The sequence below is a fragment of the Mesorhizobium sp. M8A.F.Ca.ET.207.01.1.1 genome (assembly GCF_004794715.1).
GTDB lineage: Bacteria > Pseudomonadota > Alphaproteobacteria > Rhizobiales > Rhizobiaceae > Mesorhizobium.
Map to the genome: position 1 here is coordinate 35,320 of NZ_SRUS01000004.1, position 17,222 is coordinate 52,541.

A 17,222-nucleotide genomic window follows, 5' to 3' on the forward strand; every position below is an offset into this window, starting at 1 on the left:
CGGATTTTTGAGGGGGACTGGGCGATGAAGGATGTTCTCAACCATGCAGCTTTGAAAACCAAGCAGCGCGCCATCCGTGAGGGTTTTCCTGAAACCATGGGCCTGCGCGCTCATCGCGCTATCAGCTGGATCGGACGAGCCGAAGCTTGCGACGACGACGACGAAGATGCCCGCTTCATCTTTCTCTGGATTGCGTTCAATGCCGCCTATGCGGACGAGCGGGAATTTCAGTTGGTAGCGCCTGGCGAACGTGCAGCCTTTGTCGACTATTTCGGCAGACTGGTGGCGCGCGACGGGGCTCGACGCATCTACAAGGCGCTGTGGCAGCGATTCTCGGGGCCGGTGCGAATGCTCATGGAGAATCGATACGTCTTCAATCCATTCTGGCAGCATCACCACGGAATCGACGGGTTCCAAGACTGGGAGGAAAAGTTCAAGGCCTCGTCGCGGAGCTTCGCGCAGGCATTCCAGGCGGGCGATAGCGTCCGCGTCCTGAGCTTCGTGTTTGACCGGATGTATGTCCTGCGCAATCAACTGGTCCATGGCGGCTCGACCTGGAACAGTGGTGTCAACCGGACGCAAGTGCGAGATGGTGCCGCAATCCTCGCCTTCCTGATGCCGGTCTTCGTGGACTTGATGATGGACAATCCTCAGGAGGATTGGGGACGGCCATTCTACCCGGTTGTTGAGTAGAGTGCGATGCTGCGGCCATGTCGTGGACGGTTGCTTCGCAGATAAAGCGGCCATGCAATGTCGGGGAGCCAAGGCGGCATCTGTCATGGGCCGGTGCAGGCAACGTTGCCCGACCCATGCTGCCTAGTCGCGTTGGGCAGCCTGGAAGCGGCCGATATGGCCAGCTTTGAGTGGAACATCGCGCCGATCCAAGTAAATGTGCTTTTTCCTGGGGATACATGACAGGAATTGGCACCCACCCCCGTTAGACATGCGACCGTGCGGTTCCTTGGGGAATCGTCGGCGGATGATTGGGAGCGGGAGGCTGGGCTAGTGGCGTATCGATTTGTTCACGCGGCGGACATCCATTTGGATTCTCCGCTCCGGTCTTTGGCAATGCGGAGCTCGGAACTCGCCGAGTTGATCGGGAATGCGACCCGGCAGGCATTTGTGCGCGTCATCGATCTGTGCCTTCGAGAACAGGTCGACGCGCTGCTGTTGGCCGGCGATCTCTACGACGGCGAACAGACCTCGATGAAGACGGCCCGGTTCCTCGCCGAGCAGGTTCGTCGGCTTCATGAAGCGGGCATTCGCGTTTTCATCATCAGGGGGAATCACGACGCTGTCTCCCAGATAACAAAGGAACTGGTCTTTCCGGAGACGGTGAAGGTGTTCAACGGGCGCGCCGAAGCGATAGCGATCGACCGAGCGCGAGGCGACTTTCCGGTCGTTGTCCATGGACTGAGCTTTGCCGAGCCACACGCGCCGGAAAGCCTCGTAGGCAAGTACAAGTCCGTGATCGACGGCGCCTTCAACATCGGCATCCTTCACAGCAGCATCTCGGGATCAAGCGGCCACAATCCTTATGCGCCATGCAGCCTTGCCGACCTCCATGCGACGGGCTTCCACTACTGGGCGTTGGGTCACATCCACAAACGATCGGTATTCGAAGGAAAGTGCACCGTGGTCATGCCGGGCATGCCGCAGGGACGAGATATCAACGAAGCCGGCGTCAAGTCGGTATCGCTCGTAACCGTTGCCGACGACCTGTCAGTCCGGACCGAAGAGCGCTTCACAAGCGTCGCGCAGTTCGAACGGGTCGAAGTCGATACGAGCCAGATCGAAGACTGGGCCGGCCTTGTTCGCGAAATCGGAAAGGCGCTCGAATGCACCCGGACGGATGCCGCTTCCGATCAGCTGGTTGCGCGTGTCCGCCTAACGGGTATCACTCCCCTTGCGTGGCGCATGCAGCGCGACTTCGATCTCCTTAGAGCCGAAGCCGATGACCGAGCATCCACGGTTGGCCACTGTTGGGTCGAAAAACTCGAGGTCCAGTGCCAGCCGCCATCGGCTTCGCAGTTCGTTTCCGGAGATCCGCTGACGGAGCTGCGACGCCTGATCTCGAACGAAGTAGCAGGCTCGGATGCGTTCAAGGCTACTGCATTCGAGATCGCGGAGGAACTAAGAGGACAGTTGCCTCCGGAATGCCGTCACATACTCGGAGAGGACGAAGCCGCCTTCGACATCGTTGTTGCTGATCTGCTGAATGAGGGCGCAGACAACGTAGTCGCACGCCTGCATGCCGACTCGGACGTGGAGGCCGCCTGATGCGTATTCGTCGTCTTGATCTCATCCGCTACGGCAAATTCACCGATCACACGATCGCTTTTGGTGAGCGCACCAAAGACACCCCAGACCTGCACATCGTGTACGGTCCGAACGAAGCCGGGAAGTCGACCGCACTTGCGGGCGTGCTGGACCTCCTGTTCGGCATTGAGATGCGCAGCCCCTATGGCTTCCTGCATTCTCATCCGTCGATGCGGCTCGGCGCGGCCTTGGACCTGACGACGGGCGAACGGGAAATCGTTCGCATCAAACGCCCACAGAACAGCCTCCTCGACGCGGATGACCAGCCGATTTCCGAGGCCGTGCTGCGTGGAGACCTCGGAGGCATCGATCGGGAGTCCTACCGCACGATGTTTTCGCTCGACGACGACACGCTCGAGGCCGGCGGCGAAAGCATCCTGGCGAGCGAGGGCGACCTCGGCGAACTCCTGTTTTCGGCCAGCGCGGGCCTGGCCGACCTGAGCCATCGGCTTGGCGACCTAAGAACGGAAGCCGACAGCTTCTACAAGAAGCGTGCTCGGAGTGGAGAACTCGGTGAGCTAAAGAGCCAGCTAGATGCCCTCAAAGACGAGCGGACAAAGATCGACACGCTGGCGGCCCGATATGCCCAGTTGGTCGGCGCGCGAGAAAGTGCGTCGTCACGGTATGAAGAAACGATTGCCGTCCGCGGCCGCATTCAGTCGCGTATCGACGAGATCCAACGTCTACTCGCGGCGCTACCGCGCCTGACGATTCTGCGAGCCGTCCGTGAGAAGCTTGCCCCTCTTGCTTCTCTGCCTGAGGCCACGTCCGGGATGGCAGAGGAACTTACGACGCTGCAGAAGGATGACATCGAGTTGGCGACGCGATCCAGAAGCGCGACCGAAAACATCGATGAACTCGCGTCGGATTTGGAAAAGGAATCCGTCGACGATGTTGCGCTGAGACTTGCTGATCGCGCGTCACGGCTGCCCGACCTGCGGGCTCGCCACCTCACTGCGGCGAAGGACATTCCCGAACGTCGATTGCAGATACGCGAGGCCGACGCCGCGATCACAGGGATTCTGCGTCGGATTGGCCGGGAAGACGAGGCCGATCCAGCACGGCTGGTTCTTCGGACGTCCGTGGTCGGATCCCTCCGCGAACTTATCGAAAGTCGTTCCGGCGTGACGTCGTCGCGGCAGTCGGCTGAAGGCGAGGTTTCTGGTGCCCGGCGTCGTTTGGACGAGGCTCGAGAAAAACTCGAGGCAGCGGGACAAGGAACGGGAACCACGTCCTACACCGACGCGAGCGTGGCAGGTCTTGCGACCGCACTGGCCACGCTGCGAGCCGACGACCACGACGTTCGCCTGAGACTGGCTGATCGCGCGCTTACCTCGCATCAGGAGACGCTCGCCACGAGGTTGCGGGGCCTGACACCATGGATCGGGGATCCACTGCAACTTCTCGACATGGCCGTGCCGGACAAGTTTACCGTCGAACGGTGGAAGGCTGACCTGTCAACGGCTCGAAAGACGGTCGAGCGCCACCAGCAGGAGGTTGAGCGTCTGACATCGGACCAGAAGCACTTGACCGCCGAACTCGATGCGTTGGAAGCCGTCGCAGGCGTGATCACTGACTACGAAGCTGGCACCGTCCGTGCGGCCCGCGAGCAGGCATGGGCAGAGCATCGCCGGAAATTGGACAAGAGCACGGCCGACGTATTCGAAGATACCCTCCGGCGCGACGACCTCGCAACAAACGCCCGCTTTGTGCATGTCAATGAACTGGCGAGGCTTCATCAGGGCCTTCAAGCCGCTGCTGTCTTGGGTTCAGACATTAGCCGCGCCGAAGAGTTCCTGGAAGCCGCGAAAACGCACTTCCAAAGCCTCAACGACGAAATCGCCGAGGCCTTCTTGCGCATCGCGCCGGGCTTTCAGGGAGACACCTCCCCCGAACGGCTTGAGACTTGGTTGGGGTCGCGCGCTCTCGCTTTGGAAGCGTTGTCCACGGTTCGAGCAGCAGAGCGCGACCGCGACGCGGCGAAGGCCGATGGTGCAGCCGTTTGCGATCGTCTGAAGGCCGCCTTGGCCGTGGCTGGCGTGTCGCAGGATCCGAACGCAAGCTTCGAGGCACTGGTGGCATTGGCACAGGCCCTCGTCGACCGAGCATCCGAAATCAAGCAACTCCTGCGAGACTTGGAGGACCGTCAGCGGCAATTCGCAGACCGCGAGCGTATCCTTGAAGGAGCCACCGCGGACGATCAGCGTTGGACATCCGAATGGACAGCGGCATGCTCTGCATCGTGGCTAGGCGATCAAGGCACGCGGTCAGTCGCGGAAGTACGAGAGATCCTGTCGGCGATCGGCGATCTCGGCTCCTTCATCGAAAAGCAAAGTGCGCTGGCAGATCGTGTCACGAAGATGGAGCGAGATCAGGCAGACTTCACTGCCGAAGTGGTTCGCCTCGCCGATGGACTGAGCATCGCTGCACAACAGTCCGCTTCGCTGGATCTCGCCACCGTGATAGAAAATCGCATTCGCGAGGCCGAAACCGCTCGGGACCGCCGCCTTGTGAAAGAGCAGGCTATCCAGATCGCTAAGGAAAGGCAGGGTGACCTGGCTGACGCCATCGCGATCCATGAACGGCGAAAGGGCGAACTCCTCCAGTTCTTCGGAGTATCTTCGCTTCAGGACATCAGTGTCGTGCTGCAGCAGCTGGAGCGGCGAGCCGCGCTTGGGGATGAAGCTGATTCTGCCGCGGCGGACATCATGAACGCCGTTGGATCACCAACGCTCGACGAGGCTGAACGGTCCCTCGAGAACACTGACCGGGTGGCCCTTGAAACGGAGGCGGCAGAACTCAAAGGCCGTTTCCAGGATCAGGATCAACGGAGTCGAGAACTGTTCACGGAACACAGCAAGGCGGCTGACGCGGTCAGCGCTATAGGAGATGACGATGCTGCCGCTCGGATCGAAGAGCGTCGCCGGACCGTGTCGCTCGAGATCGAAGAAAAGGCTGTCCGCTATCTCAAGCTACGGATTGGAGCCGCAGCGGCAGAACAAGCGCTTCGCATGTACCGAGACCGCCATCGGAGTTCCATGATGGCTCAAGCATCTAAGGCGTTCCACACTATCAGCCGGGGCAATTACCGTGGCCTCGCCACCCAGCCCGATAGGGACACGGAGATGCTGGTTGCGGTGAGCGCGGACGGCGGATCGAAAATTGCGTCCGCCCTGTCGAAGGGAACGCGGTTCCAGCTTTATCTGGCGCTTCGTGTCGCCGGATATCATGAGTTCGCTTCGTCGCATCGGCCGGTGCCCTTCCTCGCCGACGATATCATGGAGACCTTTGACGATTTCCGGGCCGAGGAAGCCTTCCGGCTCTTCACGGGAATGGCGAATGTGGGCCAGGTGGTCTACTTCACCCATCATCAGCACCTGTGCGACCTCGCGCGGAAGGTGTGTCCGAGCGTGACAATCCACGAGCTGCCGCAGACGCCGACCTCGCTGTATCTGGTGGAGAACAGCCGACAGGTTGCCTAGTAAAACATCGATGAGGACTTCACCCATCTCCCTGGTGTCGTCAAACCGGCCTGAAGGGCGCGAGATAAGCGCGATAGTGTTTGAGATGCTGTCATAATCAAAGGCAATCCGGATGACCAATGCACTGGAAGATGCCCTTGCTGATTTGCGGGGTGAAGTTGAAAGCGGGTGTGAGCTTGGCGCTGCAGTAGAGGAGATCGCAGCTGAACACGGACTCAATTCAATACTCTTGAGACGAAAATTCACTGAACGTTTTGGATCGGTTGCCGCTCTGCTTGAAAAGCAGGATCTCGCCAAATCGTCAGCGCGTCCCGAGATCGACTATGAGAAGGTCAAGGCTCTGGTTGAATACCAGTGCAGGCGATTCCGTGTGAAGCCCGACAAGTTTTTTCCATTGAAGGGTAAGACCGAGGTGACGATTACCTCCAGGATGGTTGGCGGCCACATGGTTCACGTAGTCGTGGATTTCCATGAATGCGCGGTCATCGAGAGATCGCGAAATGTCCGCGACTCACTGGAAATGTGGTGGGAGTCCGCAAGAACCAAGTTATGAAACCGTTCATGGTCTTGCCGCCTCCGGAGGAGCCGCAAGCGCGGCCGCCGACCGTGTGAAAGCGTGGTTCGGATAGCCCCCAAAGGGCATCAAGTCCCCCCGGGGTCGTTCGACTTCCTGAACCTTCGGCAACGCAGCATGTCCGCATTTCCGAACGAGGCGGACATCTAGAGGCAGCGTTTCCTTCGGCAGCATACCGCGACTTCATGCTTCGGTCTTGACTCTCCTGCATCTCTGGAAGCGCTTCAGGAGCGCATTCGTTGTCTTGAGGGCGGCAGGGACCACGGTCGATCGGTGCTGCCTTTTGGCTTTTGGCGTCGGAGACCTCGATCGCCATTTGCCAGGAGGCGGTCTCGCTTTGGGCGCTCTCCATGAAGTCGCTGGCGGCAATGGCGCAACGATGGAACAGCAGCAGCGCTTTTTGCAGCAGGAATCGTGGCAAGGACGCAGGGCAAGGTGCTTTGGTTCGTGACGCGGCAGGATCTGTTCGCGCCTGCAATCGTTCAGGCAGGCCTGGACCCCGACCGCGTGATCTACGTGGAGGCAGGTGACGATAAATCCTTGCTTGCCTGCTTCGAGGAAGAACTCCGGCATGTGGGGTTAGGCGCGGTTGTCGCCGAAGTTGCCAGATAGCCGATGACTGCGTCCCGACGGCTGCAATTGGCGGCTGACTGATGCGCGGTATGCCTGAGCTTCAGGTGACCTCGCATTTTTCCTTCTGCGAGGCGCAAGTTCTTGTAAGGAACTGTTTGCGCAGGCCGCCGTGTCGGGGATCGAAACGCTGGCGGTTGTTGACCGCAACAGCCTGGCCGGCATCGTGCGTGCGCACGAAGCTGCGAAGACACCGGCGCCAGGCTGATCGTCGTTTGCCGTCTCGATTCGGCGGATGGCATGTCAGCACTGGTCTATCCGACGGACAGGCCCGCCTACTCATCTAGCCATAAGCTCGGATGGTCGCTCGTCGATTAGGGTCTAGTTGTAAATTTGCGCCGCTGAAAGCAGCGCAACCCTTCAAAAAGCTATGGGTATATGACTCTACGAGACAAATGACTATCGACAACCGACTGCACAATCCCAATATTGGGGACCGTTCGCCTAATGTTCCTTCGGAGCGTCGATGTCAAAGAAGATCACCGACAATCAGCTGCTGGGTGAGATCGGTGAAACCGCAGCCCGACTTCGATTCCTGAAGATAGGATTTCAGTTCGATGTCAGGTCGAGATTGGAAGCAGGCGTAGATGCCATCGTTGAGGTGATGGACAACGGTGTCCCACTTGCGCAGATGATCGCCGTCCAGGTGAAGGCCCGCCATGGAAACGCATATGCTTCGGAGGACGAAAACGGCTTCACCTATATAGTGCGAAGCGAAGACCTCGAATACTGGCGCCCATCGAATCTGCCGGTGATCATCGTCCTGTACCGCGATTCCGACGAGACCTTCTTCTGGAAGGAGATCCCGCGCGGATCGGACGACTCCGAGCGCAGATTGCGGTTCGACAAGAAGCTGGATTGTCTCGACGCCGACGCCGTCGATAGGTTGGCCGCAATCACCGTTCCCAAGGCGGGCTTCGGCTACTATATCCCGCCGTTGGGACGTGGGGAGAATGCCCTCGTCAACATGCTCCCGGTAACTTTCCCTCCTGAGATGTATGTCGCGCCTACCACCCATTCGGCGAAGGACGCTGGCAGAATTCTGCTCGATCTCGACGAGCCCGCCCGGTTCGACTGGGTCATGAAGAGTGATACGCTATGGTCGTTCCAGGATCCGCGGAAGACCGTCTGCCGAGAGATCGTCGAACTCGATCAAGTCGAGGCCATAGACACGCGTCATTTAGCATTCCATGAGGACGTCCACGAGCGCAACGTGTTCGCGCATCTTCTTCGGCGGGTCTTGGGTCATCAGTTCTACAAGGATTTGGGCTGGGACAAGGACCGCGGCCAGTTCTACTTCAAAGCGTTGGCGGCGAATGCATCGAGGTCCTTCTCCTACAAATCCTCCAAGCAGAAGGCCAGCTCCGCCGTCGTAAATGTCGCCATGCAAAAAGCCGATCCGACCCGAGTGTCTTTCGTGCGCCATCATTCCTTCATCCCGCGCTTTGAAAACCTTATGGACGAATGGTTTTTAGTGGTGAACCCGAACTACTACTTCACCACCAACGGCTTCCAGCCGCATTCCTATCCGGCGGAATTGCTGGCCGGAAAGAAGCGCCTCGACAACAGTGCTTCGCTGCGCGGTCAGTTGATACTCTGGCACCGCTTCCTCACCAGGCAGGATGGCAGTGCCGACGATCTCTTCGCCGAGCCGAACCTCGAAGTTCAATTGAAATTCGGGGAGCCGCCTGAGGTGCATCTCGCTACGAAGGTGCCCGAGGACGCTTGGGGTACGAAGAAGGCAAAAGATAATGGCGACGACAGCACTCAGGCGGAGATCGAATTCCTATGAAGTTCGAAACCAGTATCTTCGATGAGCCACATCTCGAGTTCGGCGACAAGCACCACCATCCGGATCCACGGCTCGGCCTGTACGAGGCTGGACCTTTACAGACGCCACTCGGCGACGCCATTCGAATTGCGGTCGTCGGTAATGCCAAGACCATCGAGGACACCAAGCGCTACCTGGAAGACGCGACCGTTGGTTTCCCTGGCAAGACCGAGAAACATCCCAACCTCCACCCCGATTTTCCCGGGCTTGGAAACCAGAACCCGTTCCGTTGCAAGTTCGAACTCGTCGAGAATGCCGCTCTGGCCATGCCGCAGGCTCGCATCGAAGCCATCCTGAAAGAACCCAACCACGAGAAGGCGGTCAAGATGGCCGTGGATGAGGTCATGATCCAGCTTCGGGCCATCGACGAGGGGACCGAGCGGCCGAACGTTGCCATTGTCGCCCTTCCAGTCAACCTCATCGAACGCGTGGTGAACGCCAAATACTCCCCTGATGGAACTACCGAAAAGGAGGACAGCGGGGGAACCGATGCGCCGAACTTCCGTGGCATGCTGAAAGCGCGCGCAATGGATCTTCGATTCCCGATCCAGATCACCTGGGAGGATACGCTGGACGACGCAGTGATCATCCCCCAGAAGGTCAAGGAAGCTACCGGCCGCCAGATCCAGGACGAGGCCGACCGCACGTGGAACCTGATGACGACGCTGTACTATAAGGGGACGGGACGCATTCCGTGGCGCCGTATGCCCAAGGAGGGGGAGTTTACTGCCTGCTACATCGGCATCAGCTTCTACCGCGAAGTGGGAGGGCAGCAGCTGTTCACCAGCGCGGCGCAGATGTTCGACGAGCGGGGCCGGGGCTTCATTCTCAAGGGCAAGCGCGCCCGCACCGAGACCAGAGGCCGGCACCCATACATGGCCGAGGACGACGCCAAGGAACTGATCCGCGAGGTGCTCGCCGCCTACCGTGCCCATCACATGAATTATCCGGCTAGGGTGATCGTCCTGAAGACATCTAGGTTTCGCGATGAGGAGGCGGAGGGGATTCTGAACGCGCTCCAAGAAGTTGGTACCGAATTGCGGGATCTGGTCTGGGTGCAAGAATCGTCGCATATCAAGGTGCTTCGTGACGGAAACTACCCGGTGATGCGCGGAACCTTCGTGGAGATGGGCGGCAAGGGTTTGCTCTACACAACAGGCAGCATTCCCTACTATGGCACCTATCCAGGCATGTACGATCCCAAGCCTCTATTGATCTGCCCCCATTCGCGCAGTGACAGCACTGTCAGAACATTGGCGGAAGAGGTCTTCTCGTTGACCAAGGTTAACTGGAATTCGACGCAGATGAATCAGAAGCTGCCCATACCGATCCGGGCTGCCCGCAATGTCGGCGAAATCCTCAAATATATTACCGATGAGAAGGTGAATTCGGACTATGGCCGATATATCTGATACAGGGGGCCGCTTTCTGAGTCCCTGATAGGGATCTGGAACCGTACGCATTTAGGCGGCTGGTTGTGGCGATAGATTGTGTGGATGGAAGCATACAAGCGTGGCATCCACACGGTTTGAGGCTGCAAGTATCACTTGGTTTGGGTGACGAAATACCGTTGCGCGGTGCTTGGTGGCGACGTTGGGAGCCGGTGCCGGGCACAGCTGCGCGAGACGGCGCAAGCGCATGAGATGGGTGCATGCCGGATCGATCAATCGCGACCATCTGGATATGCTGGTGTCGATCCCGCCAAACCTATCGGTGTCGCTTGCGGTGCAGCACCCGAGGGGGGCGCAGTTCGCACAAGCTGCTGGAGCGAGTTTGGTATATTGCGCAAGCGCTACTGGGCCAGCATCGATGGGCGAGGGGCTATTGGGTGGTAAGCTGTGGAATGTGACCGATGAAATGTGGACCGAATACATCAAGTTCGGCATCGAGCGCTCCTGACATAAGGAACCGCGTTAACCCAAACGCATATAGGTCACCTCGAATCCTTTGGCGGACCGGAACTGCTGAAGCCGGTTGGACAGACTGAAGGCGTCGTTCATCTCGTAGTGCTGGAAGATGTCGAGGCCCCGATCCAGTGAGATTTTCCAGCCCTTGTCGGTCACGATGTGGCGCGCGTGGATGGTTCCGGTACCGTCAAACTCCCAACTGAAATTGACGCCTGAACCGAGGCAGGACTCTTCGATGGAAAGCAGATTTGCCTTTTGTTGATCTGCTTTGAGATCATCGCGCGCCGTCACGAGATGGATGTCCACCTCGTCCTCCGGCGCCTTGTGCTTGACGACGGTCTCGATGAACTCCATCAGGTTCCGGACTTGGTAGAAAAGCCGGATGTAGGGGTCCGTGAGCGTGATCTTCCGTGCGCCCCTGACATAGGGGCCAAAGAGCAAGTCGAATGAAACGCCCTTCTGGTTCTCGCTGAAAACTCTGTGGCCTTCCCGCGCATCCGGCAAGACGCTTTCAGCCTTGCTGGCCGAAGGCACGCTGTTCCCGGAAACCACCTCTTCCTGGCTCTCCGCTTGGCCTTCCTGCTGCGCAGCGGCCCGACGGCGATAGTAGGTAGGGTATTCGTCTTCCTCGAGCGTGGTGACGGCAATCTTCCGGTCTCCGACCGCGAAGTAGGAGAAATCGATATCGGGATACGTGGTGTCGATCCGCATCAGCTGATCCTTGACGCGTTTTCTGCCCTCGATGGAGAGCCTGAGAAGCTCTTCGGTTTCCTCCTGCGAGGCGCCGCCGCCCGGGAACAGAATTTTCATCAGGCCGGAGAAGGTCTTGTTGATGCCGTCGCGGTCGCGGGTCGAGATGTCGGACGACAGCCGGAACAGGTCCTTGTAGCGGTCTGAGTAATCGTCGCTTCGAAGGTGGCGCAGGATTTCGGCCAGATAGTCGACAACGAATCCGTACCCATCGGAGAACATTTCCCCGCGGATCACGTCCACCTCCCAGCCAGGGATATAGGCATGCAGGCGGTCGATGAACGCCGAGTCGTAGTATTTCTCAGGGAGCTCTTCGAAAAGGTCGGTGTGCTTGAGCATGTAGGGGACGTTGTGCTTGGTGTTCCCCACGAACACCATAGAGGCTTCGGCGCCCAGCGTCTCAACCCCTCGGGAGAACGTCTTGTTCGCCATATAGTTTTTCATGATGTCGACAAGCGACTTGTCCACCCGCTTTTGCCGCCCCGCGAACTCGTCGAACGCGACGACGTCCCAATATCCCACGAGCCCGAGCTTGCCGGACTGGTTGTTCACGAACAGCTTGGGCACGGTCACCTCGCCACCCGAGATCAGAATTCCGTGGGGCGAGAATTCCGAATAGATGTGTGACTTTCCGGTCCCCTTCGGCCCGAGCTCGATGAGGTTGTAGTTGCGCTCGACGAACGGAATGAGCCGCATCAGCTGGATCAGCTTGCTGCGTTTCCCAAACATCTCCGGGTCGAAACCTATGCTCTGGATCAGAAGGTCGATCCACTCGTCCGTCGTGAATTCCTGGCGCGCCTTCAGATAGGCTTCGTAGTCGAAATGGGAGAGCTGGATCGGCTTAAGGGTGCCGAGAATCCATGGCGAGACCGCTTTGTCCTCGGTGTGCTCGTATTCGACATCCGCGATGCACCAAACTCCGGCCACCAGCAGCTTGGGGTGGGACTTCACCGTCCCGGAATCGACAACGACCTTCTTGATGCCGAGGTTCGCGAATTCCGCCTCGTAGGCATCGTTCTTGTCGTTCAGTGCGACGCTGATCTTGTCGATGACCTTGTAGCGGCCCTTCTCCCGAACGTTCGAGCGGACGAGTCCTGCCTCGTTCCGGTGGACATAGTGCTTGCGCAAGATCTCCTTGACCGTCTCGATGCCGGACTGGATCGAAGCCTCGTCACTGGTCGCGCAGTACTGACCGAGAAGGTATTCCAGCACATAGGTTGGAACTATTGCGTTCCCCTTGACCGCCTTGACCAGGTCCTTTCGGACCACCAGACCCGGGAAGGCTGCATTGATTTTCGTATCCAGCGCGTTCAATCGCCCGCTCCTCAGAAGTCGAAGTCGCTTGTGAAGCTCCGGCGCAATAGATAGCGCATGCTCCGGTATTCCTTGAAGTGGGACGTTCCAGCGTGCTGCTCCTCGAGCTTCAGCACGACTTCCTGTCCGTTGAAATTGTCAGCCTTCTTCGACAGCAGGAATCTAACTGGCATTTCCCTCTCTCTGGGATTCTCGGAGGGGAAGTCAAACAGGAGATCATGACTGTCGGAAATCAGTTCGCCGGCACCGCTGTAGATACCCGCGCGCAGCCGCCGCGGCTGGGCTTTCTCCGTCACAGGCGTCGACTGATAGAAAAGCACGGAAATCTGGGCCGAGGTGATCGACTTGTTTGAGCTGGCGACGATGTCGACCTCGACCGCGGACAGGTCGCTCTGCCGCTTCTTGTTGATCTTCAGGACGGGGATGATCACTTCCTGTAGGGAGGCGCCGCCATGCACATAGCGGCTGCCGGAGCCCTTGAGGCGCAGCCGGTTGATGGATTTCGGGATCAGCACCTCGACGTCGCCCTCAAGACCGAGGGCGGCAGGCTCGAACTTCCGGAGGCCGGATTGCGCTACAAGTCCTTTGCCCAGCACGAAGCGGCGATCCTTGAACAGGACGGAATCGCCAGTGACCTCGGCTCCCGAGAAGTCGCTCTCTTCGATCGGACGGTGCTGGTAGATGAAACCGTGATCGCCTGTCAGCAGGAGATTGCTGGCGTTGGCCGCAGTCAACTTCTTGACGAGCTTGACCAGTTCGTCAAGGGAGTCCTCCACGGCCTCGAAAACCCGCTCCTCCGAGACCATCTTGTCTCCGGCCGCATCTATGCGGTTGTGATACATGTAGACGACGTCGTGATCGCGCAGCAGGGCCCGTGCCTCGTCGCCCTTCATGGCCATCACTTCTTCGGCCTTTAGGGCGGCAACCCGGTCGCCGGCACGGCCGTTCTCAAGGATCTTCCGGCGGTTGACGAGTCCTTGGGAACTGGCCCCGTCGACCAGGACGATGCCTGTGTCGTCGTTGGCGATCCGGATTTCCTTGTTGGGCAGCAGCGACGCCATCCCGAGCTGCGTGTAGCTCGGGAGTGACGCCAGCGCCGGCTCGATCTCGGCGTCATAGCGGTCCAGGCTCCGGATGCGGCCGAGCAGTTCTTCCGCGACCTCATATCGCATGGCGTCTGAAATCACGACGCAAAGCTTCAGGTCCTTGCGTCTATAGGGCGCGACCTGCGCCGCGTAGAATTCCCGCTGGCGCATGATGGGCGGCGCTTCCCATAGGTCGGCGGCATCGATGTGTTCCTGCCAGCGGTCGTTAAGCTTGAGCAGGTAAGTGTTGACGTAGAGGTTCTCGATCCTTTCGAACAGGTCTCCCATCAAGGAGGCCTGTGCCGAGCGCTGCATGTGGAAGACGAACTGCCGATAGAGCTGGTCGATACGGAACCATGATTGGGCGTAGCGTCGAGCCCCATCGGACAAGGACTCCATGTTCAGCGTCGCCTGGGCGACGGATTGCAGGAAATCCGCGGCATGTCCTAGCGCCTGATAGAGGTCGGCGAATTCCTGATACCAGTGGCTTTGCCGCCGCTGGCGTATCCAGCTGACCACGTCGGCATGGGGCACCGTCTGGGCGCCTATCTCGCGAACCAGGTTCCGGATGATTTCCCGGTCGATTTCGCGGAAGTAGTCGAGTTCCACCAGCGTCCGGAAATCGCGCCTGGCGAGGTCGGCCGGAATGGCGAGTGCTTGCTCATACTCCCCCGACAGCGTTTCAAAGGACTCGGCCGCATTGCGGTTGTTCTTCCACCGCCGGAAGAAGACCAGCGCTTCGGATGAGAGGCGCGCATCCGACCCAACCCCAAAGGCATAGCAGGATTTGAACAGCTCGATCGCGAAATCCGGGACCGACGGATCCTTGGCGCGATATCCAAAGTGCCGGCCTATCTGCTCCCACAAGAATTCGTCCAGAGCGACACGGGTTATCAGCCGGAGCCTGTCATCCCTCTTCTCGGCATTCTCGGCCAGCAGGTTTTCGGTCACCGCGTCGAAGGTCGGGTCAGCATTGGCGCAGACAGCCAGCATCTTCAGGCGGAGGGCACTCGCTGTGTCATCGGGCCTGAGCAGTCGCTTGAACTGCTCGATACGCTTTGCCGCCCGGAAGAATTCCTCATGTTTGCGGACGAGATCCGAGAACGAGATGCCAAGATCCAGCTCGGAGAGCCAGTTGGAAACCTGATCCATCCGGAACTCGCCATTGGCCAGTTGCACGTCCAGCAGCCAGTTTTCGATCCGGTCCGGCTCCGGTCCTCCCTTGTAGAGAAGGAACTTTTGCTTCGGCGCCTCGCGAAGGATTCGGTGCTTAAGGCCGAATTCGTTGTTGGCGATCTCTACCTTCTCCACCGAAGGAATCGAGACGGCCTCGAAGGTGTCGCGGAAGCTGTGCTCCGCGTCATACCAGAAGACGATGCGGTGCTTCTCGAATTGGCTAGCGAGACCGGTGGCTATGCGTTCAGTGGTCAATTCAGAATGTCCCCGAACATATTCTTTATCGTGGCCCAGAAAGGATTGAACCGACCATCCTGTCCCTTCACGAGATATCCGGTGACAAAGAGACGAAGTTCATCGTCCGTCAGGTCGTCGAGAAAGGGAGTCAATACTTCGGTCCGTCGGGCCCTGAGGTTGGGAATGTCTAGCGCGAGTTTCTTTATGGTCTCTTCAGCGGCTGCGTCGCCTTGCTGAGCCGGCAGAATCCTGCCGTTGCCCGTGTAATCGAAACGCGCCTCACAGGTCGGATCTATTGGGACGACAAACAAGGCTGCATCATACCAATTGCCCTTTGCGTTGCCGCAGTGGAGTGGATCCCCCTTGCGGGTGACGCGCTGACAGGAGCACAGTAGATTGGAGAAATCGAGAGCGTCGACCAACGGATCGCTTTGCGGCCGCAGGTGTTCAATGTGGGAGTCGCTGTCGTCGATCTGGGATTCACAATAGCAACATAGCCAGCCCTGTTCAGCTAGGAGCGCTGCATGTAGCGCCTGCTTTGGCTCGCCCGCCAGCCCGGCATAGGTCGGCACCCAGTCAACGTCTCCATCTGCCTTCCAAGAAACGAGTTCGTCCGGCTCTTCCCCCTTTTCGACGAACTTCATTTTCGGATGAGCTCTTTCCGCTTGATGAGCACCGAGGCGCGATCAAGTTCTGGGTCAAAACCAATTTCGTTTCTCAGTTCAGCGATGAGATCTCGAGCCTGGTCGAGCTGGCCGTCATTGATGAAATTGAAGACCTTCTCCAAGTCGTTTGAGACTTCCGTCGGCCGCGTTGTTTCGAGCCCCATCAGATCCTCCAGAATACGGTTTGCACTCTTCCCGTAAGACTCCGCGGGTTTTTCCACACTCACCTCAGTCCCCTTGTTGCGGATGAGGAAGAGGCTTTCCGGGTGAACATGGGTGATGATTTGAGGTGAATGGGTCGATGCGATGAACTGACACTTCGGGAACACTTCAGTGAGCTTCGGGACAAGCATGCGCTGCCACTGGGGGTGGAGGTGGAGGTCGAGTTCATCGATAAGTATGATGCCTTCACCGCGAAGTGGATCGCCCATGGCCGGATTTGCAATCGCCAGTCGGCGCGCCAAGTCGCCTATCATCGCCATAAGGCATTTCTCGCCGCCAGAAAGCTGGGAAACGTTTAGAGTGCCCGCCCGCTTGTCTACCTCCATCCGCAATGGGTTACGACGCACCTGGAGATTGGTAAAATCCGGCATGAACATTGAGATGGCGCGCCTGACCGCGTTGAGATGCGGGTCTCCGGATGAGTTCGCTTTGCGGCCATGTTTTTGGATGACCTCACGAAGGTTCTCGTTTTCGAGGTCTTCCCGCTCCCTGAACCATTCAAAGAAGCGCCGGAAGTTCGAGGCGCTGGTCAGGGCCTCGTCATAGGCCGACAGCAGATCGAAACTATGCCTCTGGCGGATTCGGAGAGGGACATCGATCACCGCACGGTGCACTGGATAGTAGACAAGCAGGGGGACGTTCAGAGCACCCTCTGTATCGGTGATAGCCTGCTGAATGCCCCGTGTCAGCTCGCTCAGCATGCCAAACTCAGAGCGTCCCTCCGCGACGCGTCCCTTTCGCGACTTCGCTACGGTCCAACTGACGAACTGGCCATTGTGATGGCACCCAATAGCTAGCTCGGCATGGCTCGTTCCATTCCGGATGTCGAGCTCGGCGATCTGCTTCCCCGAGCCCCGAGAATTACCGACGCGACTGGTGAACCAGGACAGCAACACGGACAGAGCATCGAGGACAGACGATTTTCCAGAACCGTTCACGCCCACGAACACGTTCAGCTTGGGATTGAGCTCCAGGTCAATGTCAGTCACGCCGCGAAAATTTCGAATCAGCAGCTTGCGGACTTCCATGA

The 17,222-nt window shown here is 58.7% G+C and carries 11 protein-coding genes and 2 pseudogenes; 9 read left to right on the forward strand and 4 right to left on the reverse strand.

Annotation, left to right across the window (positions count from 1 at the left end; genetic code table 11):
* The first annotated feature begins 24 nt into the window (after window positions 1-24).
* The 9 genes and pseudogenes from EN850_RS12575 to EN850_RS37110 all read left to right on the forward strand — a co-directional run bounded on the left by EN850_RS12575 (window position 25) and on the right by EN850_RS37110 (window position 10,735).
* Complete coding sequence (locus EN850_RS12575) at window positions 25-693, forward strand: HEPN domain-containing protein (protein ID WP_189591089.1); 669 nt, start codon at window positions 25-27, stop codon at window positions 691-693.
* A gap of 312 nt (window positions 694-1,005) precedes the next feature.
* Entirely contained in the window at window positions 1,006-2,280 is a 1,275-nt protein-coding gene (locus tag EN850_RS12580) for a DNA repair exonuclease (RefSeq protein WP_136091381.1), read from the forward strand.
* Complete coding sequence (locus tag EN850_RS12585; RefSeq protein ID WP_136091382.1) at window positions 2,280-5,801, forward strand: AAA family ATPase; 3,522 nt, start codon at window positions 2,280-2,282, stop codon at window positions 5,799-5,801. Before EN850_RS12580 ends, EN850_RS12585 begins: the two co-directional genes overlap by 1 nt.
* A gap of 112 nt (window positions 5,802-5,913) precedes the next feature.
* Window positions 5,914-6,354, forward strand: coding sequence for a hypothetical protein (locus tag EN850_RS12590; protein ID WP_136091383.1), 441 nt, complete (start codon window positions 5,914-5,916; stop codon window positions 6,352-6,354).
* Window positions 6,355-6,588: 234 nt separating this feature from the next.
* Window positions 6,589-6,984, forward strand: a pseudogene (locus tag EN850_RS12595) (damage-inducible protein); the annotation flags it as partial.
* Between the two features lie 44 nt (window positions 6,985-7,028).
* Window positions 7,029-7,287: pseudogene (locus tag EN850_RS12600) on the forward strand (PHP domain-containing protein); the annotation flags it as partial.
* A gap of 184 nt (window positions 7,288-7,471) precedes the next feature.
* Complete coding sequence (locus EN850_RS12605; protein ID WP_136091384.1) at window positions 7,472-8,797, forward strand: DUF4365 domain-containing protein; 1,326 nt, start codon at window positions 7,472-7,474, stop codon at window positions 8,795-8,797.
* Window positions 8,794-10,248: a hypothetical protein gene (locus EN850_RS12610; RefSeq protein WP_136091385.1), complete on the forward strand. Its 1,455-nt coding sequence runs from the start codon at window positions 8,794-8,796 to the stop codon at window positions 10,246-10,248. Before EN850_RS12605 ends, EN850_RS12610 begins: the two co-directional genes overlap by 4 nt.
* 226 nt (window positions 10,249-10,474) lie before the next feature.
* Window positions 10,475-10,735 (forward strand): transposase, encoded by a 261-nt coding sequence (locus tag EN850_RS37110; RefSeq protein ID WP_246689223.1) that lies wholly within the window; start codon window positions 10,475-10,477, stop codon window positions 10,733-10,735.
* A 14-nt stretch (window positions 10,736-10,749) separates the two neighbouring features.
* Here the strand turns inward: EN850_RS37110 and brxL are convergent, their stop codons facing one another.
* From brxL to EN850_RS12635, 4 genes are read right to left on the reverse strand one after another with little or no spacing between them, the layout of a single operon-like run.
* Window positions 10,750-12,807: a BREX system Lon protease-like protein BrxL gene (gene brxL, locus EN850_RS12620; RefSeq protein WP_136091386.1), complete on the reverse strand. Its 2,058-nt coding sequence runs from the start codon at window positions 12,805-12,807 to the stop codon at window positions 10,750-10,752.
* Between the two features lie 11 nt (window positions 12,808-12,818).
* On the reverse strand, window positions 12,819-15,323 hold the full coding sequence (gene pglZ / locus EN850_RS12625) for a BREX-1 system phosphatase PglZ type A (protein ID WP_136091387.1): 2,505 nt from the start codon (window positions 15,321-15,323) through the stop codon (window positions 12,819-12,821).
* Complete coding sequence (locus EN850_RS12630; protein ID WP_136091388.1) at window positions 15,320-15,949, reverse strand: retron system putative HNH endonuclease; 630 nt, start codon at window positions 15,947-15,949, stop codon at window positions 15,320-15,322. The genes pglZ and EN850_RS12630 overlap by 4 nt, the downstream gene beginning before the upstream one ends.
* On the reverse strand, window positions 15,946-17,220 hold the full coding sequence (locus tag EN850_RS12635; RefSeq protein WP_136091389.1) for an AAA family ATPase: 1,275 nt from the start codon (window positions 17,218-17,220) through the stop codon (window positions 15,946-15,948). The genes EN850_RS12630 and EN850_RS12635 overlap by 4 nt, the downstream gene beginning before the upstream one ends.
* Window positions 17,221-17,222: the final 2 nt, after the last annotated feature.